24 protein-coding genes and 1 pseudogene are annotated in these 26,689 nt (G+C 66.5%); 12 read left to right on the plus strand and 13 right to left on the minus strand.

What is annotated here, in order from left to right:
* Window positions 1–4: 4 nt before the first annotated feature.
* Window positions 5–1,204 carry a DNA polymerase III subunit beta gene (gene dnaN / locus G6N15_RS08470; protein ID WP_083088036.1) on the minus strand — a complete coding sequence of 400 codons (1,200 nt, stop codon included), beginning with the start codon at window positions 1,202–1,204 and terminating at the stop codon, window positions 5–7.
* Between the two features lie 529 nt (window positions 1,205–1,733).
* Window positions 1,734–3,230, minus strand: coding sequence for a chromosomal replication initiator protein DnaA (gene dnaA, locus G6N15_RS08475; RefSeq protein WP_083088039.1), 1,497 nt, complete (start codon window positions 3,228–3,230; stop codon window positions 1,734–1,736).
* A gap of 589 nt (window positions 3,231–3,819) precedes the next feature.
* On the opposite strand from dnaA, the gene rpmH reads away from it, so the two are divergent.
* From rpmH to G6N15_RS08520, 10 genes are all read left to right on the plus strand, one after another.
* Window positions 3,820–3,963 carry a 50S ribosomal protein L34 gene (gene rpmH / locus G6N15_RS08480; RefSeq protein WP_083088040.1) on the plus strand — a complete coding sequence of 48 codons (144 nt, stop codon included), beginning with the start codon at window positions 3,820–3,822 and terminating at the stop codon, window positions 3,961–3,963.
* A 22-nt stretch (window positions 3,964–3,985) separates the two neighbouring features.
* Window positions 3,986–4,351, plus strand: coding sequence for a ribonuclease P protein component (rnpA, locus tag G6N15_RS08485; RefSeq protein ID WP_083088043.1), 366 nt, complete (start codon window positions 3,986–3,988; stop codon window positions 4,349–4,351).
* Window positions 4,352–4,395: 44 nt separating this feature from the next.
* A complete protein-coding gene (gene yidD / locus G6N15_RS08490) occupies window positions 4,396–4,692 on the plus strand; it encodes a membrane protein insertion efficiency factor YidD (RefSeq protein WP_083088045.1) in 297 nt (98 codons plus the stop codon).
* Between the two features lie 43 nt (window positions 4,693–4,735).
* Window positions 4,736–5,809 carry a membrane protein insertase YidC gene (yidC, locus tag G6N15_RS08495; RefSeq protein WP_232070440.1) on the plus strand — a complete coding sequence of 358 codons (1,074 nt, stop codon included), beginning with the start codon at window positions 4,736–4,738 and terminating at the stop codon, window positions 5,807–5,809.
* 102 nt (window positions 5,810–5,911) lie between these two features.
* Window positions 5,912–6,460 carry a Jag family protein gene (locus G6N15_RS08500; protein WP_083088048.1) on the plus strand — a complete coding sequence of 183 codons (549 nt, stop codon included), beginning with the start codon at window positions 5,912–5,914 and terminating at the stop codon, window positions 6,458–6,460.
* Window positions 6,461–6,518: 58 nt separating this feature from the next.
* The gene (rsmG, locus tag G6N15_RS08505) at window positions 6,519–7,232 is read left to right on the plus strand and encodes a 16S rRNA (guanine(527)-N(7))-methyltransferase RsmG (protein ID WP_083088049.1); all 714 of its coding nucleotides are present in this window, start codon (window positions 6,519–6,521) and stop codon (window positions 7,230–7,232) included.
* A complete protein-coding gene (locus tag G6N15_RS08510) occupies window positions 7,229–8,191 on the plus strand; it encodes a ParA family protein (RefSeq protein ID WP_372506514.1) in 963 nt (320 codons plus the stop codon). The genes rsmG and G6N15_RS08510 overlap by 4 nt, the downstream gene beginning before the upstream one ends.
* Window positions 8,188–9,171 (plus strand): ParB/RepB/Spo0J family partition protein, encoded by a 984-nt coding sequence (locus G6N15_RS08515; protein WP_083088051.1) that lies wholly within the window; start codon window positions 8,188–8,190, stop codon window positions 9,169–9,171. Before G6N15_RS08510 ends, G6N15_RS08515 begins: the two co-directional genes overlap by 4 nt.
* Before the next feature lie 233 nt (window positions 9,172–9,404).
* Window positions 9,405–9,533: a hypothetical protein gene (locus G6N15_RS23510; RefSeq protein ID WP_264019083.1), complete on the plus strand. Its 129-nt coding sequence runs from the start codon at window positions 9,405–9,407 to the stop codon at window positions 9,531–9,533.
* Window positions 9,534–9,600: 67 nt separating this feature from the next.
* Window positions 9,601–10,329, plus strand: a complete 729-nt coding sequence (locus tag G6N15_RS08520) for an acetyltransferase (RefSeq protein WP_083088052.1) — start codon at window positions 9,601–9,603, stop codon at window positions 10,327–10,329.
* Here G6N15_RS08520 and G6N15_RS08525 read toward each other — a convergent pair.
* From G6N15_RS08525 to G6N15_RS08560, 8 genes and pseudogenes are all read right to left on the minus strand, one after another.
* Window positions 10,316–11,536, minus strand: coding sequence for an N-acetylmuramoyl-L-alanine amidase (locus G6N15_RS08525; RefSeq protein WP_083088053.1), 1,221 nt, complete (start codon window positions 11,534–11,536; stop codon window positions 10,316–10,318). The two genes, G6N15_RS08520 and G6N15_RS08525, sit on opposite strands and share 14 nt — an antisense overlap.
* Before the next feature lie 135 nt (window positions 11,537–11,671).
* The gene (gene trxA / locus G6N15_RS08530) at window positions 11,672–12,019 is read right to left on the minus strand and encodes a thioredoxin (RefSeq protein ID WP_083088057.1); all 348 of its coding nucleotides are present in this window, start codon (window positions 12,017–12,019) and stop codon (window positions 11,672–11,674) included.
* A pseudogene (gene trxB / locus G6N15_RS08535) lies at window positions 12,016–13,021 on the minus strand (thioredoxin-disulfide reductase). Before trxB ends, trxA begins: the two are co-directional and overlap by 4 nt.
* 82 nt (window positions 13,022–13,103) lie before the next feature.
* Entirely contained in the window at window positions 13,104–13,868 is a 765-nt protein-coding gene (locus G6N15_RS08540) for a hypothetical protein (protein WP_083088062.1), read from the minus strand.
* 98 nt (window positions 13,869–13,966) lie between these two features.
* Window positions 13,967–14,563, minus strand: a complete 597-nt coding sequence (gene sigM, locus G6N15_RS08545) for an RNA polymerase sigma factor SigM (protein ID WP_083088064.1) — start codon at window positions 14,561–14,563, stop codon at window positions 13,967–13,969.
* 69 nt (window positions 14,564–14,632) lie between these two features.
* Window positions 14,633–18,289, minus strand: coding sequence for a murein biosynthesis integral membrane protein MurJ (gene murJ, locus G6N15_RS08550; RefSeq protein ID WP_408632417.1), 3,657 nt, complete (start codon window positions 18,287–18,289; stop codon window positions 14,633–14,635).
* 68 nt (window positions 18,290–18,357) lie between these two features.
* Window positions 18,358–20,736 carry a hypothetical protein gene (locus tag G6N15_RS08555; RefSeq protein ID WP_232070378.1) on the minus strand — a complete coding sequence of 793 codons (2,379 nt, stop codon included), beginning with the start codon at window positions 20,734–20,736 and terminating at the stop codon, window positions 18,358–18,360.
* Window positions 20,737–20,782: 46 nt separating this feature from the next.
* Window positions 20,783–21,541, minus strand: coding sequence for an NUDIX hydrolase (locus G6N15_RS08560; RefSeq protein ID WP_083088071.1), 759 nt, complete (start codon window positions 21,539–21,541; stop codon window positions 20,783–20,785).
* 279 nt (window positions 21,542–21,820) lie between these two features.
* On the opposite strand from G6N15_RS08560, the gene G6N15_RS08565 reads away from it, so the two are divergent.
* The gene (locus tag G6N15_RS08565; protein WP_083088073.1) at window positions 21,821–23,263 is read left to right on the plus strand and encodes a CCA tRNA nucleotidyltransferase; all 1,443 of its coding nucleotides are present in this window, start codon (window positions 21,821–21,823) and stop codon (window positions 23,261–23,263) included.
* Window positions 23,264–23,287: 24 nt separating this feature from the next.
* On the plus strand, window positions 23,288–23,803 hold the full coding sequence (locus G6N15_RS08570; RefSeq protein WP_083088075.1) for a pullulanase: 516 nt from the start codon (window positions 23,288–23,290) through the stop codon (window positions 23,801–23,803).
* A 17-nt stretch (window positions 23,804–23,820) separates the two neighbouring features.
* Here the strand turns inward: G6N15_RS08570 and G6N15_RS08575 are convergent, their stop codons facing one another.
* From G6N15_RS08575 to G6N15_RS08585, 3 genes are all read right to left on the minus strand, one after another.
* Window positions 23,821–24,369: a class I SAM-dependent methyltransferase gene (locus G6N15_RS08575; RefSeq protein ID WP_264019089.1), complete on the minus strand. Its 549-nt coding sequence runs from the start codon at window positions 24,367–24,369 to the stop codon at window positions 23,821–23,823.
* A gap of 181 nt (window positions 24,370–24,550) precedes the next feature.
* Window positions 24,551–25,330, minus strand: coding sequence for a TIGR03084 family metal-binding protein (locus G6N15_RS08580; protein ID WP_083088078.1), 780 nt, complete (start codon window positions 25,328–25,330; stop codon window positions 24,551–24,553).
* 9 nt (window positions 25,331–25,339) lie between these two features.
* On the minus strand, window positions 25,340–26,584 hold the full coding sequence (locus G6N15_RS08585) for an MFS transporter (RefSeq protein ID WP_179961819.1): 1,245 nt from the start codon (window positions 26,582–26,584) through the stop codon (window positions 25,340–25,342).
* Between the last annotated feature and the right edge of the window lie 105 nt (window positions 26,585–26,689).

Below are 26,689 nucleotides of genomic sequence, written 5' to 3' on the forward strand. Positions count from 1 at the left end.
TGTACTACCCCGGCAGGCGCACAGGCATTAACAGATAGACGTATTGGCTCTGGACAGCGGGGTAGGGGCCAGAGCCTTCCGGGTGGGGGTCGTCATCGGATGCCGGACGCAACACCGCGGGTCGACTCGGCGTGGTAAAGCCGAACGACACTCGCTCCGAATGCAGCGAACCCAGCCCGTCGGTCAAATACGTCGGGTTGAACGCAATGGTCAGCGGGTCACCGGCGAACTCGACCGCCAAGTCCTCTTCCGCGCGACCGACATCGTCGGCGCCGGCAGACAGCCGCAGCAGCCCGTCGGCGAATTCCATCCGGATTTGTGCTCCGCGCTCAGCCACTAACGCAACGCGCTTGATCGCTTCGGTCAATTCGGCCACCCCAACGGTGGCCACGGCAGTGTGCTCGGCCGGAAGCAATTGCCGAAACTTGGGAAACTCCGCGTCAAGCAAGCGGGTGGTGCTGCGCTTGCCGTTGCCGCTGATACCCAACAGGCCGTCTCTTCCGACTCCGGACCCGGCGCCTAACGACAGCCGTACCTCCGAGCCGTCGGGGCTGGCCTTGGCTGCTTCGGCCAGCGTCTTGGCCGGCACGAGTACCGCCGCCTCGATATCGGGTGACACCGCCGACCAGGTCAGTTCACGCACCGCCAACCGGAACCGGTCGGTTGCGGCCAAAACCACTGTTTCGCCCGAAATCTCCACCCGGATACCGGTCAACATCGGCAACGTGTCGTCTCGGCCCGCCGCCACAGCAACTTGGCTGATCGCTTCGGCGAATACCTCAGACGGCAGCCTGCCGGTCTCCTCCGGCAGAGTCGGTAACGCGGGGTAGTCCTCGACAGCCATGGTCGGCAGCGAGAATCGGGCGCTTCCGCAGGTCAACGACACCCGAGTACCGTCCACATGAAAGTCGACCGGCCGGTCCGGCAAAGCGCGAGTGATGTCTGACAACAATCTTCCGGACACCAAAACCGTTCCCGGAGAGGCTATTTCAGCGGCCACCCGGACTTCGGCGGAAACCTCGTAGTCGAAACCGGAGATCACCAGCCCGTCTTCGGATCCGGTCAGCAGTACTCCGGCAAGCACCGGCACCGTCGGCCTGGTCGGCAGGTTCCGGGCCACCCACGCTACCGCTTCGGCGAAGTCGTCGCGCACCAAGCGAAACTTCAAGTCGTTGAGGCCTACCTTCGTCGTCGCCACATTCATAGCGGTCCCTTCATCACCTCGTCACAACGAACTCAAAGTCAGCGGCTACCTGTCCCCGCGAACGAGGATCCTCCGGTGACGAACGCCTGCGGCCGCTAGTCGGCTGTGGCGACCGTAATCGGCAGTCGAAGAACAACCGTAGAGCGTCCGGCGTCATCTTGAAAGCTAATCAGCGGGGGTGACATTGGTTGATCTCAACGCTCGCGACCGTGTGGAAAGCGAGTGTCCCAAGGCCGTTCTTCGAAGAAGAAACTACGGAGAGATCTCAGTAACAGTATTAAGGCCTGTGCAGTTTGTGGATAGCACTGATGCAGTGCTGGTGAGGGCGCCGGCGCGTTGTGGAAGACGGCGGTGACGGCTGTGTGGTTTCTGTGCGGCGCTGGGGATACCACCATGTTGTTCACGTCGAGGCCGAGCAACAGTGTCTTTGTCCACATGCTTGTGCACACAGCGCTGGGAGCGGCTGACAGGTGACGCGAAGTCGCCGGCCGACGGGATTGGCTGTGCGGGTGTGTGCGAAACCAGATGCTCAGCGCTTGGAGCGCTGCCGGATGCGCGTGGTGAGTTCTTTGACGTGGTCGAACACTTCTTGGCGTTCGGCCATCTCGCCGCGGACCTTGCGTTCGGCATACATCACTGTGGTGTGGTCGCGGTCGAATGCCTGACCGATCTTTGGTAGCGACAGATCGGTGAGCTCTCGGCACAGATACATCGCGATTTGTCGCGACTGGGCCAGCGCCCGGGTCTTGCCGGGCCCGCGGAGTTCTTCGACCGTGGTGTCGAAGTATTCGGCCGTGGCCGCCATGATGGTGGCTGCGCTGATCTGCATCGTGCTGGCATCGGCGATCAGGTCGCGTAATACGATCTCCGCCAACGCCTTGTCGATCGGCGTCTTGTTCAGCGACGCAAACGCTGTCACTCGGATCAGCGCGCCCTCGAGCTCCCGGATGTTGCGCTCGATGCTGCTGGCGATGAGCTCGAGCACATCATCGGGTACGGCGAGCCGCTCCATTTGCGCTTTTTTGCGCAGGATGGCGATGCGGGTTTCCAGCTCGGGCGGCTGTACGTCGGTGATCAGCCCCCACTCGAACCGGGTGCGCAGCCGATCCTCGAGCGTGGCGAGCTGTTTGGGTGGCCGGTCCGAGGAGATGACGATCTGCTTGTTGGCGTTGTGCAGGGTATTGAAGGTGTGGAAGAACTCCTCCTGGATACCTTCCTTGCCTTCGATGAACTGGATGTCGTCGACCAACAGCACATCGACATCGCGGTAGCTGCGTTTGAATGCGACCTTGCGGTCATCACGCAGCGAGTTGATGAAGTCGTTGGTGAACTCTTCGGTGGAGACGTACTTGACCCGCATGCCGGGAAACAGGCGTTGTGCGTAGTTACCCGCGGCGTGCAACAGATGCGTCTTGCCCAGTCCCGATTCTCCCCAGATGAACAGTGGGTTGTAGGCGCGGGCCGGGGCTTCTGCGATCGCCAGGGCGGCCGCATGAGCGAACCGGTTCGACGCGCCGATGACGAAGGTGTCGAACGTGTAGCGCCGGTTCAAACTCGTTCCACCAGCCGCCGCAGCGTCGTTGCTGTGTGGCCGTTCGGTGAAGTAGGTCGGCCAGTTTTCGTGTGCGCTCGCCAGAGCCTCACTGTCTTCGTCTACTTCGTCGGTGTCGAGTGAGGCGTCCTCTGGTTGCGGGACGCCGTCGTCGACCTCGGTGGTCTCTGGCGGGGCGATGCGCACACCCAGTTGGATGGGTTGGCCGAGCCGGCGGCTGAGCGCATCGGTGATCTGGGTGCGCAGGTGCCGCTCGATCTCGTTTTGAACAAAGCTGCTCGGAACCGACAGCAAAGCAAAACCCTCGACAATTGTGAGCGGTTGCACAAGGTTCAACCAAGCTCTTTGCTGGGGCGTCAGGGGAGGGGTGGTGTCGCCATTGGTGGCTGCGTGCTCGGAGTGTGCCTCTCCGTTGAGTTCGGAGACGACGGCGTTCCACACCGTTGCGAAACTCGAACCGGGATCATCGGTCAACGACGGATCCCCCTGGTTTCAGGTCCTGCCACAACCACCTGTAGCGACAGCAAACTGTCCACATGGTTATCCACAGGTGTGGACAGCACAGCCGTCGGTGTATCGCATCCATCGAGGACAGTCCGCAGAGCGCGCGCGTAGGCAGCCACTATGGGTCGCCTGGGCAGTTTGCCGAGCGGCCATCCCCCGTTCCATTGTCGGGTGCCGTCCCAGGCCGGAACGGCTTGCCCGAAGCTAACAGTTTTCTGTTCGAGTGCCAACCGTTCTGCAACATTCGGTGGACTTCATAGAAATTGGTCGGGAAAGGCCCGCACGGGTACGTGGCAGCTGTGGCACGAGTTAACCGGTTGACAGCTCGCAGGGCAGCGCCGCACCAAGTTTGACCCGGCGATGCCGCGTCAGTACCCTCAAACAGTCGCCCGAAAGTCGGCGATACGGCTGCGATCCGGGCAATACGCCCGGGGGCCGCGCTGGCCAGCAAGACGCCGAGCCCTGTCGGGCTCAGTGAAGGACTTCATTACGGACATCGTGTCCGACCGGCATGAGGTGCGCGGGCGGATCCGATACCAGATGCGACGAGGAGTGAGCCGTGGCCAAGGGCAAGCGGACCTTCCAGCCGAACAACCGGCGCCGAGCCCGCGTGCATGGCTTCCGGCTGCGGATGCGAACCCGTGCTGGACGCGCCATTGTGTCCAACCGGCGTCGTAAGGGCCGCCGGACCCTCACCGCTTGACCCGATAGCGGGCTTTGAAGCGGTGCTTCCCGCGCGGAACCGGATGAAACGGTCAATGGAATTCGATGCGACGGTTAAGCACGGGGTACGCGCCGTGCAACCGGACATCGTTATCCACGCCCGCCGGGACAGCAATGCCAGCGATGACGCATCGGGTCCACGGGTCGGGCTGATCGTCGCCAAGTCGGTGGGCTCCGCCGTGGAAAGACATCGCGTTGCGCGCCGATTGCGTCATGTCGCGCGAGGTATGTTGGCCGAGTTGGATCCCCGCGATCGGGTAGTGATACGGGCGCTTCCGGGTAGCCGTGAGCTGCCGTCAGCCAGGCTGGAAAATGAATTGCGGACCGGCCTGTGCCGCGTCCGTGAGCTGATGGGGCGGGCACGGTGAGGGCACGACGAAACAGGTTCAGCGTCGCGGCGGGCCGTGCCGGTATGACGGTCGCGCGCGGCCTGATTTTTCTCATCCAGCTTTATCGGCACATGGTGTCGCCGTTGCGGCCGGCGACGTGCCGATTCATTCCGACGTGCAGCCAGTACGCCGTCGACGCCTTAACCGAGCACGGGCTCGTTCGCGGATGCTGGCTGGCGCTGACCCGACTCGCCAAATGCGGTCCGTGGCATCAAGGCGGTTGGGATCCGATTCCTGAGCGGCACACCGGGCAGGCTGTCTGCTCCGGCAACGTCGGGGGCACCCGAGCGAAGCGTGGGGAGAGTACGTCCGTTGTTTGATTTCTTCAGCCTCGACATCATCTACTACCCGGTGTCGGCCATCATGTGGCTTTGGTACAAGGCATTCGCTTTTGTGCTGGGGCCGTCGAACTTCTTCGCCTGGGCACTGTCGGTGATGTTTTTGGTGTTCACGCTACGGGCGTTGCTGTACAAGCCGTTCGTGCGGCAGATCCAGACCACCCGCCAGATGCAGGAACTGCAGCCGCAGATCAAGGCGCTGCAGAAAAAGTACGCAAAAGACCGTCAGCGCATGGCGCTGGAAATGCAGAAGTTGCAGCGCGAACACGGCTTCAACCCGATTCTGGGTTGCCTGCCGATGCTCGCCCAGATCCCGGTGTTTCTGGGCCTGTACCACGTCTTGCGGTCGTTCAACCGCACCGCCACGGGCGGGTTCGGGTTCGGTGCGCCGATGTCCGTCGCGCAGAACCGCGCCACGGGGAACTATGTGTTCAGCCCCACCGATGTGGGGCACTTCCTGGACGCCAACTTGTTCGGTGCCCCGATCGGCGCGTTTATGACACAGCGGACGGGGTTGGATGCGTTCACCGAATTCAGCCGGCCCGCGGTGATCGCGGTGGGGGTGCCGGTGATGATCCTCGCCGGGGTCGCGACGTACTTCAACAGCCGAGCGTCGATCGCGCGGCAAAGCCCGGAGGCCGCCGCCAACCCGCAGACCGCGATGATGAACAAGCTTGCGCTGTATGTCTTTCCGCTCGGCGTGGTGGTCGGCGGCCCGTTTCTGCCGTTGGCGATCATCTTGTACTGGTTTGCGAATAACATCTGGACCTTCGGTCAGCAGCACTATGTGTTCGGGATGATCGAGAAAGAAGAAGAGGCCAAAAAGCAAGAGGCCCTACAGCGGCGCGCAGCCAATGCGCCGGCTCCCGGCGCCAAGCCGAAGCGGGGGGCGAAAGCGGCACCGCCTACCGGTAATGGGTCGCCCGGGCCGGTTTCCGAACCTGAGACCGGATCGTCCAGCGTGGAAGCGACCACTGAAGGCGGCGACGGAAAGCCGGCCAGCGCGAAGGCGGCGAAGCCGAATCAGATTGGGCGGAGCGGAAGTTCGGGTAGCCGAGCGCCGCGCCCTGGTGCCAAACCGAAGAGACGTAAACGGTGACCGAGTAGGCGATCACACCGACGAAGCCTGTGGGCGCTAGCCGATGAGACTGAGCCGGTGACGAGAGCAACCCGGGCATGACGGGACGAGGAGAGTACAGGCATGGCTGATGCCGACACCACTGACCGCGAGGCAGAAGAGCAAGAACCGACGGCAGAGACACCAGAGAGCGACGACTTCGACGATCTGGAGGAACGCCTGGTCGCCGAAGGCGAGATCGCCGGCGACTACTTGGAAGAGCTGTTGGACCTGCTCGACTTCGACGGCGACATCGATCTCGACGTCGAAGGCAGCCGCGCGGTGGTCAGCATCGACGGCGGCGACGACCTCAACAAGTTGGTCGGCCGCCACGGAGAAGTGCTCGACGCGCTGCAGGAGTTGACCAGGCTGGCGGTTCACCAGAAGACCGGAGTGCGCAGTCGGCTGATGCTCGATATCGCAAGTTGGCGACGCCGGCGACGGGAAGAGCTGGCCGCGCTGGGCGACAAGGTCGCGCGGCGCGTGTTGGAGACGGGCGAGCGCGAAGAGCTCAGCCCGATGACGCCGTTCGAGCGCAAGATCGTGCACGATGCCGTTGCCGCGGTTCCCGGGGTGCGCAGCGAAAGCGAGGGTGCGGAGCCGCTGCGCCGGGTCGTTGTGCTGCTCGACTAGCTCAAGAAAGTTACACCCGTGTAGTTAGGCGGGCGCACCTGTGGCGGAGGGCCGGAGGATGTTTCACGTGAAACATGACGGTGTAGCGGCGACCCCTGCAACCGCGACTCCTGCGGCCGCGGCGGATATCTTCGGGCCCCGCCTCGCGGTAGCCGAGCGGTACGCCGACCTTCTGGCGGGCGCCGCCGTCGAGCGCGGCTTGCTCGGGCCGCACGAGGCGGAGCGAGTGTGGGATCGCCACATCCTCAACAGCGCGGCGATCGCTGAACTAGTCGACGCAGGAGACCGGGTCGTCGACGTGGGGAGCGGGGCAGGCCTGCCCGGTATTCCGCTGGCGATCGCGCGGACAGACCTACACGTGGTGCTTGTCGAATCGATGCTGCGCCGAAGCCAGTTCCTGGAGTCGGTGGTGTCCGAACTCGGCTTGCCCGTTGAGGTCATCCGTGGACGGGCCGAGGAGCAACCGGTACTGGACCGGCTCGCCGGACGGATGGACGCTGCAGTGTCACGGGCGGTCGCTCCGCTGGACAAGCTAACTCGGTGGACCGTGCCGCTGTTGCGACCGGGCGGTCGGGTAGTGGCGATCAAAGGGGAGAGTGCGCGCGAGGAAGTCGACCGGCACCGGCGTGTGATGGCGTCCTTAGGCGCAACCGATGTAAGGGTAGTGACATGTGGCGCGAACTACTTGAATCCGCCCGCAACCGTGGTGGTAGCACGTCGGGCGCCAGTGCGTCGACGTCCCTCACGCACGCCGAGAAGGCGGTCGGCGTGAGCGCGCCGTACGGGCCGGCATCATCGGCGCCACACCCACCGCAGCAGACCCCGGATGTTTCACGTGAAACATCCGGTGAGTACGACACTCCGATCGGGGCCGCCGCCGAGCGGGCGATGCAAATTCTGCACACCACCCACGGTCGACTGCCACGACCCGCCCAGCGTCGCCTATTCACCATCGCTAACCAGAAGGGCGGCGTAGGCAAGACCACGACCGCGGTGAACCTGGCGGCCGCACTGGCGATCCAGGGACTCAAAACGCTCGTCATCGACCTGGACCCACAAGGCAACGCCAGCACAGCGCTGGGCATCACCGACCGGCACTCGGGCACGCCGTCGTCATATGAAGTGCTCCTGGGTGACATCCCGTTGCATGAGGCACTGCGCCGCAGCCCGCACAGCGAGCGATTGTTCTGCGTGCCGGCAACGATCGACTTGGCCGGCGCCGAGATCGAGTTGGTGAGCATGGTGGCGCGGGAGAATCGGCTCCGCACCGCGCTGGCCGATCTGGACAACTCCGACTTCGACTACGTCTTCATCGACTGCCCGCCGTCGCTGGGCCTGCTGACCATCAACGCGTTGGTCGCCGCTCCCGAGGTGTTGATCCCCATTCAGTGCGAGTACTACGCCCTCGAAGGCGTGTCGCAGTTGATGAACAACATCGAGATGGTCAAGGCCCACCTGAATCCGCGGCTTGAGGTGACGACCGTGATCCTGACGATGTATGACGGCCGGACCAAGCTGGCCGATCAGGTCGCCGACGAGGTGCGCCGGTACTTCGGCGGCAAAGTGCTGCGCACGGTGATCCCGCGCAGCGTCAAGGTGTCGGAGGCGCCCGGCTACAGCATGACGATCATCGATTACGATCCCGGTTCGCGCGGTGCGATGAGTTATCTGGATGCCAGCCGTGAACTCGCTCAGCGCGATCAGCCACCAGCAGGGGAGGGACGAGCATGAATCAGCCATCACGCAAACGAGGCGGACTCGGCCGCGGCCTGGCCTCCCTGATCCCCACCAGCCCGCCCGACGGAAGCGCCGACACCAGCCTGGGACCGCGTATGGGCGATGCGGCCGCCGACGTGGTGCTCGGCGGCAACGCCCCGGTGAACGGCAACGCGGTCGGCGCGGTCTACCGCGAGATCGACCCCGCACTCATCGAGCCGAACCCCCGCCAGCCGCGCCAATCGTTCGACGAAGAGGCGCTCGCGGAACTCGTGCACTCGATCCGGGAATTCGGGCTGATGCAGCCGATCGTGGTGCGGGCGTTGGACGGTCCCCAGAACGGCACGCGGTACCAGATCGTGATGGGGGAGCGGCGTTGGCGCGCCGCCCAGCAAGCGGGAATGACTGCGATCCCCGCGATCGTCCGGGAGACCGGCGACGACAACATGCTGCGCGACGCCCTCCTCGAGAACATCCATCGCGTCCAGCTGAATCCGTTGGAAGAGGCAGCGGCGTACCAGCAGCTGCTCGACGAGTTCGGTGTTACCCACGACGAGCTGGCAGCGCGCATTGGCCGCTCCCGCCCGCTCATCACTAACATGATCCGCCTGCTGCGACTACCGATCGCTGTTCAGCGGCGAGTGGCCGCCGGTGTGCTTTCCGCGGGACATGCCCGCGCGCTGCTGGCACTGGAGGGCGGTCCGGAGGCTCAAGAGGAGCTGGCAGCCAGAATTGTCGCCGAGGGCTTATCGGTGCGGGCGACCGAGGAAGCGGTGACACTGGCCAACCGCGGCGACGGACCTGCGCCGGCCCAGCCGAGGCGCAAGCCGATCCAGATGCCGGGTCTGCAAGACGTCGCTGAGCGGCTCTCCGGCGCCCTGGATACCCGGGTCACGGTCAGCCTCGGCAAACGTAAGGGCAAGATCGTCGTTGAGTTCGGCTCCGTGGACGACTTGCAGCGCATCGTGGGGCTGATGGACGCGGCCCAGGCATGACCAACGACATGGCGTAGTTCCGTCACTGTGACGCGGGGCGGTTCTGGCCCTGTATCGCCACCCGATTACGCTGCAGCGCAGTATTTTTCGGCTTAGATCTCGCGCCGGAGTCATCGAGCAGTTGCACTGGCCGGGTACCGACCGACTCTCCTATCCTGGAAGGGTTGTAGGCGTACATCCGGCTGCGGACGGTTTGCGCCGCGCTGGGCGAATTCCTGCCAGCGGAGGCCGGCGTGACAAAGGAGCGAGGCACGTGGCGCACCCCTGCGACGGCGCGGGCCGGACAGCCCGACCCGCAGGAGTCCCGGCCGCACGGCGACACCTGCTCGGGCTCCGACGAGGGCCGCGATCATCAGCGATAGCCATGCGCGTGCCGGCGGCCCGAGTAGGGTCGTCAGCGCCAGCACCGCGCGAAGGCCTGGAAGTCTAGTGTCTGCCCGAATCACACCGCTGCGACTCGAAGCGTTCGAGCAGCTACCCAAGCATGCGCGGCGCTGCGTCTACTGGGAACTGGACCCCGCGGCGCTGCACGCCGACGACCACCTGCCCGACCCTGAGTTCGAGAAGGAAGCTTGGCTGTCGATGGTGATGCTGGAATGGGGCTCGTGCGGCCAGGTGGCGACGGCTGAGCCGGCCGAGTCCGGAAACAGTGAGCCACCTTGTCTGGGGTACGTACTCTATGCACCGCCGCGGGTGGTGCCGCGGGCCCAGCACTTTCCTACTGCTCCGGTATCGGCCGACGCGGTGCTGCTGACATCGATGGGGCTGGAGCCGCAGGCTGCCGAGGACCTGCGGCACAGCCTCATCGCTCGGGTAGTCGACGAGTTGGTGCGCCGCGGCGTTCGGGCGTTGGAGGCATTCGGCCGCACCGAGGCGGTCAGCGAGTTGCAGGATCGGCGCACCGCTGAGCCGGAGATCCGGCCAGTGCTGGCGGCGGTCGGCGACTGTTCGGTGGACCACTGCGTGATCGACGCAGATTTCCTGCAGACCGCCGGGTTCGTCGTGGTGGCGCCGCATCGGTACTTTCCGCGGCTACGCCTAGAGCTCGACAAAGGCTTGGGGTGGAAGGCCGAGGTGGAAGCGGCGTTGGAGCGGCTGCTTGAGAATGCACAGCTGCAGCAACCGGTGGGGGCGGGGTCGTCGGCTACGAGCCGGTGACGCGGCTCGCCTGCTCCACCGCAAGCTCGTGGGCCAGTAACTCGGCAAAGGTGAAGGTTCCGGTCGGCCGGTCGTTTTTGCCGAGCAGGTAAAGCCGCTTGACCGCGGCAAGAATGCCTTCGGCAATGGCGTCTCTGGCGTGCGGGGTAACCAGCTTGGCTCGGTCATGAGGGTTGGTGATGTAACCGATGTCGACCTGTACGGTCGGCATCCTAGTGAGCCGCAACAGATCCCACGTTCTGCCGTGAATGCGGCAATCGCGTAAACCGGTGCGCGCCACCACTTCTCGCTGGATGAAGTCAGCGAGCATACGGCCGATGGTCGAGACCGACCCGTGCGAATTGCCGAAGTGGAAGGACGCCACCCCGTTGGCCGACGGGCTGGCCAAGCTCGCACAGCGCAGGCTGATCATCAGATCGGCGCCGACGGCGTTGGCGGTGGCCGCACGCTCCGCATCCGTCGGACTGTGGTTGGGCGGCCGGGACAAGAACGTCTCCATGCCGATGGCAGTCATCCGGCCCTCGAGGCGACTTGCCAAGTCCCACAGTATGTCTGCTTCGCTGATGGGTCCTGCTGGGCCTTGGGTGATCAGTCCGTGGTCGGCGCCGCCGCGGCCGGGATCGATAATGATCCGCTTGCCAGACAGTTTCGGGCCGGACCGACGGACGAGCTCCTCTTCACGAATGGCGTGCGGAGAACCGCCGGTGACCCGCGAAGCGAGAAAATCCAAGGAGCGCAACGTTTCTGGGCCGCAGATTCCGTCGGCGTACAGGCCGTACTCGCGTTGATAAGACATCAGCGCATTGTGCGTCTGCAGCCCGAAGTATCCGTCGACCAGGCCGGTGTAAAAACCGAGATCTTGCAGCCGTGCCTGCAGGGTGGCGACGTCGTCGCCGTACATCGGCGCGCCGAACTGATGAAATAGCGTGCGGGCGCCGAGCCGGTAGGACGCCTCCTTCAACGCACGATACGTCGCTTCGCCGACGATCCCGTCCACCAGCAGCCCGCGTTGTTGCTGAAAGGCCCGCACCGCCTGGTCGAGCTCAGCGTCGAATACGTCGAGCGCCACTTGCCTTCCGGTGGTGAGGTCTGCCTCCGGGCCTTCCAGATATCCCAGTGATGCCAGCGTGGCGCGGATCTCGGTAACGGCTGCGCTGCGGTCGCCGCAGCGTAGCTCGTCCCCGACGCCACGATGCGGATTCGACATGCCAGGACCCTCCGGTGAGCCAGCCCGAATGGAGCTGCCGATGCTTGACAGGCTAGGCGGTATTGTCGCAGACGCTTCTCGAATTTAGGAAAACGCCAGGCCAATCACCGCGAGATCCAGCCGACCGAACAGGTGTTACTGGGGGCTGGGAACCACGTCGGAAAGCTCGCGCAGCAGCGCGGCCTTTCCCTTGGCGCCGACGATCCGTTTGACGGGCTGACCGTCCTTGAACAGGATCAGCGTCGGGATCGAGACCACCTGAAAATCGCGCGCGGTCTGCGGGTTGGCGTCGACGTCGAGTTTGGCGACCGTGAGCTGTCCGGCCTTCTCGGCGGCGATTTCTTCGAGCACCGGCGCCACCATTCGGCAGGGCCCACACCAGGTCGCCCAAAAGTCAACGAGCACAGGTGTTTTCCTCGACAACACTTCCGTCGCGAACGTAGCGTCGGAGACTTCGACTGGGGCGCTGGTGTTCTCAGTCATCGCGGTACTCCAATCAGATCGGTGTCGGTGCCGGCCTCGGTTTCGGTGTCCCCGCCGGATCCTGCATGCTCGGCTAGCCAACGCTCGGCGTCAATCGCCGCGGCGCATCCGGTGCCAGCGGCAGTAACGGCCTGCCGGTAGCTGCGGTCCACCAAGTCGCCGGCGGCAAACACACCGTCGACGGAGGTGCTCGTGGTCGGCTGCCTCACCAGCACGTAGCCGTCCTGGTCGACGTCGACGGCATCGCGGACCAGCTCTGAGCGCGGGTCGTGGCCGATCGCGACGAATACGCCGGTGACGGAGAGCTGCGACTCTTCGCTGGTGATCGTGTTGCGTAGTCGCAGCCCGGTGACCGTGCCGTCGCCCTCGACGGCGACCACGACGTGGTTGGTGACGAACCGGATTTTGTCATTGCTGCGGGCGCGGTTGAGCATGATCTTGGATGCCCGGAACTCGTCGCGGCGGTGCACGATCGTCACGCTGCGGGCAAAGCGGGTCAGAAACGTCGCCTCTTCCATCGCCGAGTCACCGCCGCCGATCACCGCGATGTCCTGGTCGCGGAAGAAGAACCCGTCGCACGTCGCGCACGAACTCACGCCACGGCCCAGCAGTTCCTGCTCGCCGGGCACGTGCAGGTAGCGGGCGGCTGCGCCCATCGCCAGGATTACGGCTCGGGCGTGGTAGGTCTGGCCCTCGGCGGTCACGACGGACTTGATCGGGCCGTCCAGCGAGACCGACTCGACGTCTTCCATCCGCAGGTCGGCGCCGAACCGCTGCGCCTGCTCGCGCATTTCGTCCATCAATTCCGGGCCGGTGATACCGCTGCGGAAGCCCGGGTAGTTCTCCACATCGGTGGTGGTCATCAGCGCGCCGCCGAACGAGGTGCCCTCGAACACCAGCGGTGCCAGTTGCGCCCGCGCGGCATAGATGGCTGCGGTGTAGCCGGCGGGGCCGGATCCGATGATGATCACGTCGTGCACAGTGGTGGGGGCGGTCATACAGGCCTTTCGCTTAAGAAGCCGGCTTCGGCAAAGCAACTTCAGGTTTTGCAACGCCAGCGTAGGCGGTGCTGTTCCGCATAACGCTATGGGCGGGCAAGGGTGGTGTCGGCCAATAGGCCGGTGTCGGCTGCGCTGCAGTTGGCTGCCACTGCTAAGGCGGTCAGCCGGTCGGGGGTGTTCCCGGGGAGGACCAGCAACACGGCGGCCCGGCCGCTTACCTCGACGGGGCGCGCGCCCAGAACTTCGGTGGAGGCTGAATAGCCCAGTCCGGTGAGGCATGACGCGCGCCGGCTTGGGTCGCTGAGCGGGCCGTAGTCAGGGCGGCTCTGGAGCAGTCCGAGGATTTCGGGAGCCGACAGCGGAATGGTTGCCGGTGGGCGCGACACCGTGATGTGCTCGGCGGTGCTCGGCGCGCTGGGTGTGGGCGGGGGACTGTGCAGCAGGGCCACGGTGCCAACACCGATCGCGGCGAAGGCTGCGGAGACGCCGGCTGCGGCGGCTACTTTCCGAGTCGGACGGCTGTGTGGTCGCAGGGCATGGGCGGCGCCGGGCGGGCGCGCCGGGTCAGTCGCGGACCGCAGCGCCGCCGTGATGCGGGCGACGACAGGCGGGGGAGTGTCGGGCGCCGATTGTGAGTCGGCGCCTAGCGTGGCGAGATCGCGGCGGACGTGGTTGAGGGCGCGAAGCGCCTCTTGAGCGGCCGGATCGGCCCGGATTTGGTTTCGCACTCGCGCCGCCTCGTCGTCGTCGAGCAGACCGGCTTGCAGATCGGCGAGTTGCTCCACTGTCAGAGGCGGATCGGCGGCCTCGTCGCCGTCCTGCGCGGGATCGTTGTCAGCGTCAGCCATCCGCCCCAGTGTCCGTTATGCACAGGCTGGCCGCTATGCACACGCCGGAAGACGAGACATCAGCCGCGGGACAACGAGCCGGGCAGGCGACGTGGGCGCTAGCGCGCCAGGCGGCGAACGGAATCGGACGCGGGCTCGGCGGCGAGGTCGGTCGCGAGGTAACCGAGCAGCGCGGCCAGGCGGGCCCGCGCGCGGGCACATCGGCTTTTCACAGTCCCTTCGGCGACACCGAGCATGCGGGCGGTGTCGGCGATGGAGTACCCCTGCATGTCGACCGCCACCACTGCAGCCCGCTGTTCGACCGGCAGTCGCATCAGCGCCCGCTGAACCGCGATCGCCGTTTCCACCTGGGCCGTCCGGTCCGGCACCGGATGGACGTCGTCGAGTGGAGCCGTTGGATGAGCCTTGCTGCGGCGCAGCCGATCCAGGCAGGCATTGACCACGATGCGGTACAGCCAGCTGCTGACTGCGGCGTCGTGCCGGAAGGAACCCGCACCGCGATGCGCCGAAAGCATCGCGTCCTGCAGCGCGTCCTCGGCATCCTCCTGAGTGCGGCTGGTCAACCGGGCAAGTCGGTGCAGCTGGCGGTGATGACGACCGAACAGCTCTGCGAACGCATGGCGGTCGCCGGCAACATGAGCGGCCAGCAGTTCGGCGTCGCTGCGTTGCTGCCGAACCTGCCCTCCCAAACCCACGGCCGGACAGTAACCAATCGCCGGGTGCGCAGCACTTCACCCCGAACAGGGCTGCGTGACGGGCAGAACCTACGACGCGGCCTGCACGGTGATCTCGGAGATTTCGGCACGGTTTTTACCGCCGGTGCTTCCCAACGTCGAGATCCATACCAGCAGGTTGGACGTCGGCGACGCCGCCTTGACCGGGATGCTGTTGTGACCGGGTTGCAACGCCGTCGGCGGCGTCAGCACCGCAGTGTCATCCAGCTTCGCTGGTGTCGGGCTCGGCGACGAACGAATCTGAACCTTGGTGCCGGTGCTGGCGGTGTCGATGGTGACGTTGCCAACCACCGTGGGTGTCGGCAGCTGCAGCATCAACCCCACACCGCTCTTGAAGCTCGGGAACGGGACGGCGTCGGTGTAGGTGTCGGTGGTCCAGGCTGTAGCCGGGTTACCGTCGATCGCCAAGCCGGCCTGGCCGGGGGAGTCCGGGTCACCCCCTGGGGAGAAGACGGTGGCCTTCACCGGTTTGACCGTGCTGCCCGCGGCAGCCGGAGCGCCTGCCGCAGTGCCGCTCGACGACGGCGCATTCAACCCCAGCCGGTCTTTGTCGAGGCCACCGCCGAGGTCGCCGAACATCCGGCCCAGCACGGACGCCAGCAGCAAAAGCACCACCGCAATGACCGCGACGCCGGCGCCGATGCTGGCCATCACAATGCGACGGTGCCGGGCGGCGGCTTCGTCGGAGCCGGACAGCGATGGGCCCAGAGGGCTGGAAACGCCGCGCGACGGCACCGGTTCCTTGATCGGACTCAGTAGGTCGGTGCGGTCGGCCACCGCCGTCGCCTGCTGAAGTAGGTTCAAAAGCGTTGACGCGCTGCGTATCCCACCGTTCTCTTGAACGGCATGGACAGCGGCCGCGGAGATCTGGAACGGAATATCGGGGTCGATGGCGCTGGGGTCGACGGGCCGACCAAGTGAGTCCCGGTCGGCGGGGGCCAGACCGCTGCGCACCCCGGATTCCGGCAGCGGCCACCGGTTGACCAGCAAGGCATACAGCGCAGCGCCGATTCCGCGGATGTCGTCTTCGGGGGTGGCGTCGGGCATGGTTGCTGGAAATGCCAGCACCACGTCACCGGAAATGCTGACTCGGACCCGGCTGGGGTGGTCGATGGACAGCGCGACGCCGGCGTGGTGAGCGGCCTCAGCGGCCGCAGCCAGCGACTGCATCGCGCGAGCGGCGCCGACCGATGACGGAGAGGTGTCGGCGACTTCCTGCAGGGAGCCGCCGCGGACCCACTCCGCGACGACCAAACCGCCATTGCCGGTGCGGATGACGTCGAGGACTCTGGCGATGCCGGGCCTGTCGATCCGGCTGAGACGCATTGTGCGGGAAAGGATTTCTTGTAACTGATTTTCCGGCAACGCGCCGTCGGGGTCGACGAAGGTCAGTGCGACCTGCCGATTCAACGCCGTGTCCAGCGCCTGCCAGAACTGCAGCGGAGGCGCTCCGCCATGGAAGACCAGCAGACGGTAGCGACCGTCGGCGATCCGGGCGCCCGGTACCAGGTGGACGTCATCTTGCCGCGACGACGGTTCGGGGGTCGGTTCCCGTGGGGCGTCGAACGCAAGCGGCTCCTGCGGCGTATTGCGGGATGCATCGCGGGCGATGTCACCGTTGGATCGATGTGCAGCTTTCGGCGCGGACCCCGCGTCGACGTTGTAGTCAGCCGGAATATCGGGTTGGAAGTCGTCGGCCACCGGGGACGATGCTGGCCGGTGAGGAGCCGACCGATCGGGCCCCGGCGGCGAGGCGGGCGGGCGAGGACCGGGCCCATCGGATCCGGGTCGCCGCACCGGCTCGACATCAGGCGCCGAACCGGACGAGGCGCGCTCGGCTGGACGGTCGGTCACCTCTGGTCCTTTCCGTCTGCCCTCTCCAGCTATGTGTTCGGGAGGCCCCCGCCGGATCAGTTCCTGGACCGGAAACCCCCCCGGCGTGAACGAATTCCTTGGATCAGCGTACGTGACCGGACTGTGGTGACGCGGGTGATCGGAGAGCGGGCCGGCGGCCCTGGCGGGCACATGCCCGCGGCCGATGCGGCGCAGCACGGCATCCAGCGCCGCCTGTGCCTCGGGCACCCGGGCGCGGACCATGACCGCGGCAATGATCGGCAGCATGAGCACCGCCAAAGCCAATAGCCGCAGCAGCGAGCCGGCGCCACCGCCCTGCGTGGTCAGCGCACCAAGGCCCAGGAGCCAATCCGCGACGTGAGCGATGAGGCCGGCCAGCAACGACGCCGCGACCGTCACCAGAATGGTCCGCACCTCGTCGACGCCGACAAGGTGACCCCCGAGCGGCCGCAGCGCCCGGCGCAGTAGGTAGTAGCCGACGATCGCACCAGCCAGAAACCCGAGCCCGTTGGCCAACCCCAAGTAGCCGGCCACCAACTCCCGGTTGTCGGTCATGTGCGGCGCCAACAGCGACGCGATGACCTTGACGGTGGTGATCACCACGATGATCACGATCGGTGTCCAGGGCTGCTCGCGCGCGTAGAACACCCGCAGCTGCAACAGCACCAGGGCGTAGGGGATCAAGGTGAACGCCGACAGCGCGATCGCCGCACCGAGATGGGTCGCGTCGACATTGCCGAAACGACCGTAGGCGAACAGCGCGCTACCGATCGCGGGACCGGCCACCGTCATGAACGCCACCGTCGGGATCAGGGTGATCATCGTCAGCCGGGTCGCCAGCGACAGGTCGGCGAGCACCGCCGGAATGTCGTCGGCGGCGGCGTTGCGGCTCAGCCGTGGCATCACCACGGTCAGTACGGTGACGCCGATCATCCCGAACGGCAGCATCAGCACCAGCCAGGTGTAGTTGTAGATCGCCGGACCGGAGGCTGCGGCCGTGCTGGCGATCTGGTTGCCGATCACCAGACCCAGCTGGCTGATCAGCACGTAGAGCACCATCGCGGCGGCCATCGCGCCGAAGCGTTTGAGCCGGTCGTCGATGCCCCACAGCGGGCGCAGGCTGATGCGCTGGCGCCGGATCGACACCAGCAGCACCGCAGTCTGGGCGAACACCCCCAACGTGGTGCCGATGCCCAGCACCAACAGCTTGGCGTTACCCATGCGGACCGGGTCGACCGACAGCTGGCCGGGTACCGCGAGGTAGACACCGAGGGTGGCGATCGCGACGACGTTGTTGACGACGGGCGCCCAGGCCGGCGGCCCGAAGACGTTGCGGGTGTTCAGGATTGCCATGAACACCGACGACAAGCCGTAGAAGATGACCTGCGGCAGCAGCAGATAGGCAAACGCTGTGGTCAACGGTTCGTTGACGCGCGGGTCGTGTCCCAGCATCAGTCGCACCAGCAGCGGGGCGGCGGCCACCGACAGTGCGGTGGTCACCAGCAGCAGGGTGGTGGCGAGGGTGACCAGCCGACGCACGAACGCTGCGCCGCGGTCGGGGTCGTCCTGCTCGGCGCGGGCCAGCACCGGCACGAAGATCGCGGTGAAGGTTGCTTCCAGCACCAAAGCGGCCACCAGGTTGGGCAGCTGATTCGCGACCGAGAAGGCGCTGGACAGTGCCGCGCCGAGAATCGCGGCCAACAGCACGATCCGCGCGAAGCCGGTGAGCCGGCTGATCAACGTGGCGAATGCCATTCCCCAGGACCGCGACACCAGCGCGGCATCGGAAAGCTCCTGGCGCCCCTGGGGTGCCACCCCGGAGGGGGGCCGCACCACGCCTGGCGGGACGGGCCGCCTTGGCGGTGGCTGGGCCGGTGGCGGCACGCGCTGACCGGCGAAATTCATACCCTGTGCTCTTCGTCCACGCGCTCCGCCGCATCGTCGTCGGCGTACCGCGCATCATCGGGGTCCGGGCGGTCGAGGTCGGCGGGGTCCGGCTGGCCACGGAAACGGTGCCATAACCGCCGTCCCGCCAGCGCCACGAGAACGGCGGCGGCCGTCAGCGTGATCGCGAACAGCACCTTGCCGTACGCGTTGGAGTGCACCGACAACCGCACCGGCTCGCCTAGCGCCAGCCCGTCCGGCGTGCGCAGCGACACGTCGACGGCGACGCGCTGGGTGAAGTTCACTTCGATGGGCACCCGCACCGGTAGGTAGCCGGGCGGCAGCTCGATCTCGCCGATGTCGGTCACCGACATCCCCGGTGGGGCGTCGACCTGCAGGCGAACCCGGATCGGGACACCCAAGCCGTTGTGCAACGCCAAGGGCAGCGGACTGTGTTCGGTAGCCAGGGTGTACGAGCCGCCCGGGTTGACGATCGTCACCGCGCCGAACAGGTCGTCGATCGCGTGGCCGAGAATGTCCAGCCGCTGGTGGGCCAGCCCGTTACGGGTGTCGGGGCGCTCGATCTGGCTCACCGCGCGCAGCATGTCTTCGCGAAGCGGGGCGGTGTAGGCGGGGCCGGTCAACCCGGTTCGGGCGTCGGTGGTCAGCGCCGCGGTCAAGCCCCACACCCGCGCCACCTCGCCGGCGATCTCAGTGGTGACCTGGTCGTCGAACCGGCCGTGGGCCCCGGTGTCGCTGTTGATCGGCACCGGCGTCGCGGCGACACCCTGGGCGTCGGCGATCACCGCCGGCAATGGCCGGGGAACCGCCAGACCCGAACGGATCGAGGTGGCGAGCGTGCTGAGAACGGCTTGGGCGTCGTTGGCAGCGAGGTTCCAGGCCGCCGGTGGCATCAGGATCTGGACGCGGGGCGCCGCGGCGGGTTGCAGGCTTCGCCACAGCATCGACGCCAGTGCGTCCTGGCGGCGCGCAGTGTCGGAGTCGTGGCGCAACCGTACTGCCAGTGCGCTGCCCAGGTAGGTCGGCGCGATGGGGTCGGTGCCTGCGGCGGCCAACGCCGCGCCGACGGCCGGGTCGAACGGCGTGATGACGACGTGCGGGGCCACTCGCCGTGGCTCAACGTTCACAACGGCACCGGCGTCCTGCTCGGAGAGGTCGGCGGCCGCGACCGCCACCGCGTTGCCGCTGCTGTCGAGCAGATCGGCGGTGCGGCGGGTCAGCGGGCCGTCCGACATCAAGGTGGCGCCCCGAACGGAGCTCACGCCGAGTATCTGGTCGACGATGTCAGCGGCCTTACTGGTCGCGGCAGCGCTCACTCCCGGATCGGCGACGCGCTGCACGGCGTCGAGATCGGCGTGGGCATATGGAGTCGGGGCCACACACATCCGGTGCGCCAGTGCACGCAGCCGGTTGAGCCAGCTCACGGCGGCGGCCTGGCCGGTGCCGGGATGGATAGGCGTCCCGGGCTGTTGTGCGCTGCTGTCGGCGGAGTTGGAGACGACGTAACCGGCGGTCATCGCGTTGACGGTGACAAGCAGGTCCGGGTCTACGGCCAAACACAGCGAGCGCCCGACCGCACCGTCGGGGTCGACATCGCGGCTGGTGGCGAACTCGACCGAGGACAGCAGAACGTCGAGGCGCCCGCCAGTGGCCAGCGAGGTCGCGAGCTCGTCGTCCATCAGCCGCACCGGGAAGGTGCCGCCGGGCACCCCCGGAGCCAGGCGGGGACGGTCGGCCAGCGGCCAGAGCATGGTGATCTGTACGGGCTTCGACGTATCGGGCGCAACTACGGAGCTCAGTGAGTCGGTGGAGGTCTTGGTCGGCTCGGGTGGTACCCCCACAACCGGCAGCAGGAATCGGGCGTTGTCCAGCCGGGCCGGCGCGCCATAGTCGGGGGTGCCGTTGACGTTGATCAGCAGTGGGTAGACGCCGGGCTGATCGATGGCCAGCGAGGGCTTGGTCAACGACCGCAGCGGAGCCGCCAGGGTGAACCCGCTCTTCTGTCCGCGCTGCAATTCCGTTGCGACCGTAAGGAAATCGGCGGCCGGCTGGTATTGGTCGGTGCCGCCGTCGAGGCTAGTGCGCAAGGCCGCCGAGGAGGTGACCGCCGGAGCGTGCTCGAGGCGGACCATCACGTCGCGAACCGGGCGGTCGCCGACGTTGGTGACGATTCCCTTGACGGTGACGACCGGGTCGCTGGTGGTGGTGATGACGTCGGGGGTCACCTGGTCGACGCGAATTTGGACGAACGCGGTCGTGCCGGGTTCGCCCGCGGCGGCGCGCGGCGCGGCGGTGGGCACGATGAGCAGGGCGAGTATGCCGGCCACTACGGCGAGGCACGAGGCAGCCGCCCGCGAAAGCCGCGGCTGGGTCAAAGCGCCGCTCCTCCTCATCGCTACGCTCTGCATCGTCGCCGGCGGGTCACGGCCCTGGACCGCGACCGTTCTTCCGGCCCGGTGTGGGTTCGTCGGACCGACGCCGGTGGGCGTGCGAATGCGTCTGGGGCCGCCGTCGCGGCGAGCTCGGCGGCAGGGGCGGCAATGCCTCCGGACCGTCCGTTTGCAGCTTGTCGATCAGTTCGTCGGCCACCTCGGCCAGGCGGCGTTCGTCGGCGTAGGCCAGCTTCGACGGCAGTTCGCGTATCGGCACCCACGCCACCTCGGCGACTTCGACGTCGTCGTCAGATAGCTCGCCGCCGGAGAACCGCATCAAATAGTGGTGGACCGTCTTGTGCACCCGCCGCCCGTCGGTGACGAACCAGTAGTCGATGCTGCCCAGCGCGGCGAGCACACTGCCGCGGACGCCGGTCTCTTCGGCGACCTCGCGCATAGCCGTCTGCTCAGCCGTTTCGCCGACTTCAATGTGCCCTTTGGGCAGCGACCACAGCATCCGCCCGCGCCGATCGATACGACCGATCAAGGCCGCGACCTGTTCTTCGCGCGGCTTGTCGATCCCGTCGATCACCAATCCGCCGGCGGAGGTTTCGTGCACCGTGCGCAGCCGCTCGGGTCCGCGACGCAACGCGCGGGAGCGCGACGATTTCGCTGAACCGGCATCTGACGCCGCGGTAGCGCCGCCGGTCGCCTGATTGGCTGAGCGGTGTTCGGACGAACCGGCCGCGCGCCGACCGCGACGCCTGCCCCGGCGTCGACGAGCTTTGCCTTGTTCGTCGTCCGACACCCAAGCGATAGTAGCTGGCGCAGTTGCGCGTTCCCGGGCCACTCGCCGGTAGCCGGGTGCGCGATCGCCACTTCGCGGCCTGCGTCGTCGCACGACTGGGTCTGATGGTCGCGCTCCTCCTCGGCCGCAAGCGGCCTGCGTCGTCGCACGACTGGGTCTGATGGTCGCGCTCCTCCTCGGCCGCAAGCGGCCTGGGTCGTCGCACGACTGTGCTCGATTGTCCGGCTCCTCCTCCGGCCGCGTACGGCCGGCATCGTCACCGGACTACGCTCATCGAACGTGCCCGACACCGCCCAAGACGCCGACCTGCTGACCGCAGCTGCGGTGGCGTTGAACCGGCACGCCGCGCTTTTGCGCGAGCTGGGGGCATTGTTCACCGACGCAGGCCACGAGCTGTATCTGGTTGGAGGGTCGGTGCGCGACGCCGTGCTTGGCCGACTCAGCCCCGACCTGGACTTCACCACCGACGCTCGTCCCGAGCAGGCGCAGGCGGTCGTGCGGGGGTGGGCTGATGCGTTGTGGGACACCGGGATCGAGTTCGGCACCGTCGGCGTCGGCAAAGGTGATCACCGCCTCGAGATCACCACGTTTCGCGCCGACCGCTACGACCGGGTGTCGCGCAACCCGCAGGTGCGTTTCGGAGACCGTCTCGAGGACGATCTGGCCCGTCGCGATTTCACCGTCAACGCGATGGCGGTGCGCGTCACCCCAAGCGGCCCCGGTGAATTCGTCGACCCGCTGGGTGGTCTGGCGGCGCTGCGTGCCGAGGTGCTGGACACACCGGCGGCACCGCAGGAGTCGTTCGCCGACGACCCGTTGCGGATGTTGCGCGCCGCACGGTTCGTTTCGCAGCTGGGCTTCACCGTCGCGCCGCGGGTGCGCTCGGCGATCGAAGACATGGCGCCGCAACTGGCCCGGATCACCGCCGAACGGGTAGCTGCGGAATTGGACAAGCTGCTGCTCGGCAAGGACCCGGTGGCCGGTATCGACTTGCTAGTGCAAACCGGGATGGGTGAGGTGGTGTTGCCCGAAGTCGGCGCGATGCGGATGGCGATCGACGAACACCATCAACACAAAGACGTCTACCAGCATTCGCTGCGGGTGTTGCAGCAAGCGATTGACCTCGAGGACGAGGGCCCCGATCTAGTGCTGCGCTGGGCCGCGCTGCTGCATGACATCGGTAAGCCCGCCACCCGCAAGCACGAACCAGACGGGCGGGTGAGCTTTCACCACCACGAGGTGGTCGGCGCCAAGATGGCCCGCAAACGACTGCGGGCACTGAAGTACTCCAAACAGATGATCGAGGACATCTCGCAGCTGGTGTATCTTCACCTGCGGTTCCACGGCTACGGCGAGGGCAAGTGGACCGATTCGGCGGTGCGCCGCTATGTGACCGACGCGGGTCCGCTGCTGCCGCGGCTGCACAAGCTGGTGCGCGCCGACTGCACCACCCGCAACGCACGCCGGGCAGCGCGCCTGCAGGCCAACTACGACCGGCTTGAGGCGCGGATCGCAGAACTGGCCGCCCGCGAGAATCTCGCGGGGATACGCCCCGACTTGGACGGCAACGAGATCATGTCGATCCTCGATATCCCGCCCGGCCCTCAGGTGGGTGAGGCGTGGCGCTACCTCAAAGAGCTGCGGCTAGAACGCGGGCCGTTGACTCGAGAGGAAGCGACGGCCGAGCTGCTGTCCTGGTGGAAGGCACGCGGGAACCGCTGAGGGCCAGGCGCCGTCATTAATCGCATGGAGTACTGCATTGGCGGTGACGACGGCGCGGCCAGAATCTGGGACGGCCAGCCGGACCTAGATCTCGACCACGACGGCCAGTTCGATTCGGTGGGGCTCGACTTCGACGGCGACGGTCTCCGCGACGACGCGCTGGCCGATTTCGACGGCGACGGACTGGCAGACCATGCGGTGCTGGATCTCGATAACGACGGCATGCCGGAGAGCTACTTCACCGATGACGGAACCGGGACATGGCAGGTTGCCGTGGACCGAGGTGGGCAGCTGCGCTGGTTCGGACTCGACGGCGTGGAGCACAGTGGGGGCCCGTTGGTCGACTTCGACGTCGACGGCCGCGTCGATGACCGGCTGGTAGACGTCGACGGCAACGGCCTGGCAGATCGGGTGATGCTGGGCGCGGACGGCGGCGGTTATGACACGGCCTATGTCGACAGCGACGGCGACGGGCAGTGGGACGTCAAGCTCAGCGACAGCGACGGCGACGGTGCCGCTGACGCCGCCGCTGCCCTGTAAACGACTGATCGCCCATTTCAGTCATGTGGACTGATCTGGGTAACGCAGAACAAGCGTCGCGGGAGCTCGCCTTCACAGAACTCACGCACATCGGCGAGTACCCATCCCACGGCCAACTCGTCGACGAGTTGCCTGGAGAAGTAGTGGACGGCGAAGCCGCCGTGCTCGTAGACGTCGTCGCCGTGGGCGATGCCGGCGCGGTAATGTGCGTCGCCGGTGTGCCGAACGGTGTAGACGAATACGCCTCCGGGCCGCAACACGCGCCGGACGTCATCGACGATAGCGCGAATCGTATTGGTAGACAAAGCCATACATAGCAGCATGTGTGCGAATACCGCATCGACGGATGCTGTAGCTATTGGTAGCGCAGAGCGAACATCGTGTTTTGTCACCGCAACTCGATCACCTAGCCCGAGCGTTTCGGCGGTGTCGGTCAGCTGTCGCAGTGCTGTCGCGCTGAAGTCAATGACATGAGTTGTAATTCCGTTGCGCACGAAGAACAACGCATCGCGGCCGTGCCCGCCGCCAAGGTCGAGCAGTGTGGCTACACCGGTGGAGCCGAACACTTCAATCGCCTACCTCGCCGCTTCGGACGGCTGCGTGCCGTAAAGGTCTGGATGGCTGGTGTAGGTCTGTTCCCAGTGCGCACGTTGCGTGGCCGCCAAACGCGTTTCGTGGCCACCTTCCGGCAGAGAGCTCATCGGCGGAGCCTGATGGGCCTTGTCTCTCTTCGCGCGCTGCGCGCGCTCATCGCCCGCGATCCTTACCCGGCGGGCCGGCGAAGGCTTGCGCAATTCCCAGCCACCGCTGCGCCTCTGCGCCGTGTGCTGTGATGTCGAGTGAGCCGAGGGGACGTCGCTGCGTGACCAGAAAGCAGAAGTCTTCCGCGGAGCCGGTGACGCGCTGCGCCGCGTCCGCGGGTCCCCACGACCAGGTGCTCCCGTCCGGCGCGCGGAGCGCGACCAGAAACGGCTCGGCCGGCGGCGTAAGCCCGTTGACCACGAAGGAGTAGTCGCGGGTGCGCACACCAAGATGCGCGATGGAGCGCAGCCGTGTGGTGGCCGGCCGTTTGACGCCCAGAGCGTCGGCCACGTCGAGTCCATGCGCCCAGGTCTCCATCAGCCGCGCGGTGGCCATCGACGCCGCACTCATCGGCGGCCCGAACCAGGGCAGTTTGCGACCGTCGGGAACCGTCAACAGCGCCTCATGCAGGCGGGTGCGGGTGAGCCGCCAGTCGGCCAGCAGCTCCGCAGGCGACCGGCTAGCCATCTCGTCGGCACCCTCGTCGACAAAGCCAGTGGGATTGGCGGCGGCAGCCGCGAGCACATCGACAAATCGCGCCTCGTCGGTGACCGCGGTGAGCGCGACACCGTCGGTCCACAGCAGGTGCCCGATCTGATGGGCGATCGTCCAGCCCGGCGCCGGCGTCAGCTCGGCCCAGCGCTCGTCGGCAAGGGGAGCTACCAACGCATCCAGCTCGTCGCTCTCCGCGCGAAGGTCGTCCACAATCGGGCCCGGACCGGCCATGGATGTACCTTAGCGACCGCTCACCGGCTGCCCGCGCCGGGCGACCGCGGCATGCACGAGCAGCCCGACAAGGTAGAGCACCGTACCGGCCAACGCCAGCCCCGGCGAGTGCCCGTCGGGGCGAATCACCAACGCGGCCAACGTGACCGCGACGATGAACGAGACCCAAAATAACGAATCCTGAACGGTGAACACGTGACCACGCAAGCCGTCGTCAACATCGAGCTGCATTGCGGTGTCAGCGCACAGCTTCACAACCTGGCCGATGGTCCCGAGCAAAAATCCGCACAACACCATGATCGGTAATTGCAGGCTCGCCCCGGCGATCTGGATCACCGCGCCAGCGGCTAACGCAGCGTTGGCGGTGCGGTAGCGGCCCCAACGTCGCACCGCAGAAGGGGTCAACGCATTGGCTAAAAACGCCCCGGCCCCGGTCGCGGCGACGAACATCACCGCGGTGCCTAACCCACCGACCACGCCGACATGCCGGACGAGCACCAGCACCAGCAGCGTATTGATACCGAACACCATCCGATGTGCCACCAGCCCCGAAAGGGTGGCGGCCACCGACGGGCGGTCCGCGACCGTGCGCGCACCATGCAGCCAGCCGGTGATCACCGCGTAGACGACCGACCTGTGAACCCCGCGTTTGCGGTCATCAGGACCCAAGGCGCGAGCAGCGAACCGCAGCGACAACCACAGGGCGATCGATACCGGGATCGCGACGAGGCAGATAATGGCCGCCGAGCCGTTGTCGCCGGGCCCGACAAGCCAGCGCGGCAACAACATGAAGTTGGCGCCGATAAACGCAGCAACCGCGCCGCTGGCGTTGGCAATCGAATTCATGGTGACCACTTGCTCGCGCGGCACCACGTGCGGCAAGGCGGCCGATAACCCGGACGCGACGAAGCGGCCGAAGCCGTTGACGATCAACGCGCCACAAAGCACCACCCAATCGTTGGCCCCGACGGCCAAGAAGGCAGCCACCGCGGCGATCGACAGCAGGCGACCGACGTTGGCCCCGACCAGCACCAGCCGCCGATCCCAATGGTCCATCAGCGCCCCGGCAAACGGACCGAGCAACGAATAGGGCAAAAACAGCACCGCGAAGGCACCCGCGATCGCCAACGGACTGGTGGCCCGGTCGGGGTTGAACAGCAGCGCCCCCGCCAGCGTCGCCTGAAACAGCCCGTCACCGAACTGGCTGGCAACCCGCAACTCCAGCAGTCGCCGGAAGTCGGGTAACCGACGCATTGAGCGCCACACCGTGACGGGCGCGCGGACGTCAACCACAAGACCTACTTCCGCGATCGCCGCGGTCAGCCCACGAGCGACCGCAACCTGCGACCAGCGTACAAA

Source organism: Mycobacterium noviomagense, assembly GCF_010731635.1.
GTDB classification, from domain to species: domain Bacteria; phylum Actinomycetota; class Actinomycetes; order Mycobacteriales; family Mycobacteriaceae; genus Mycobacterium; species Mycobacterium noviomagense.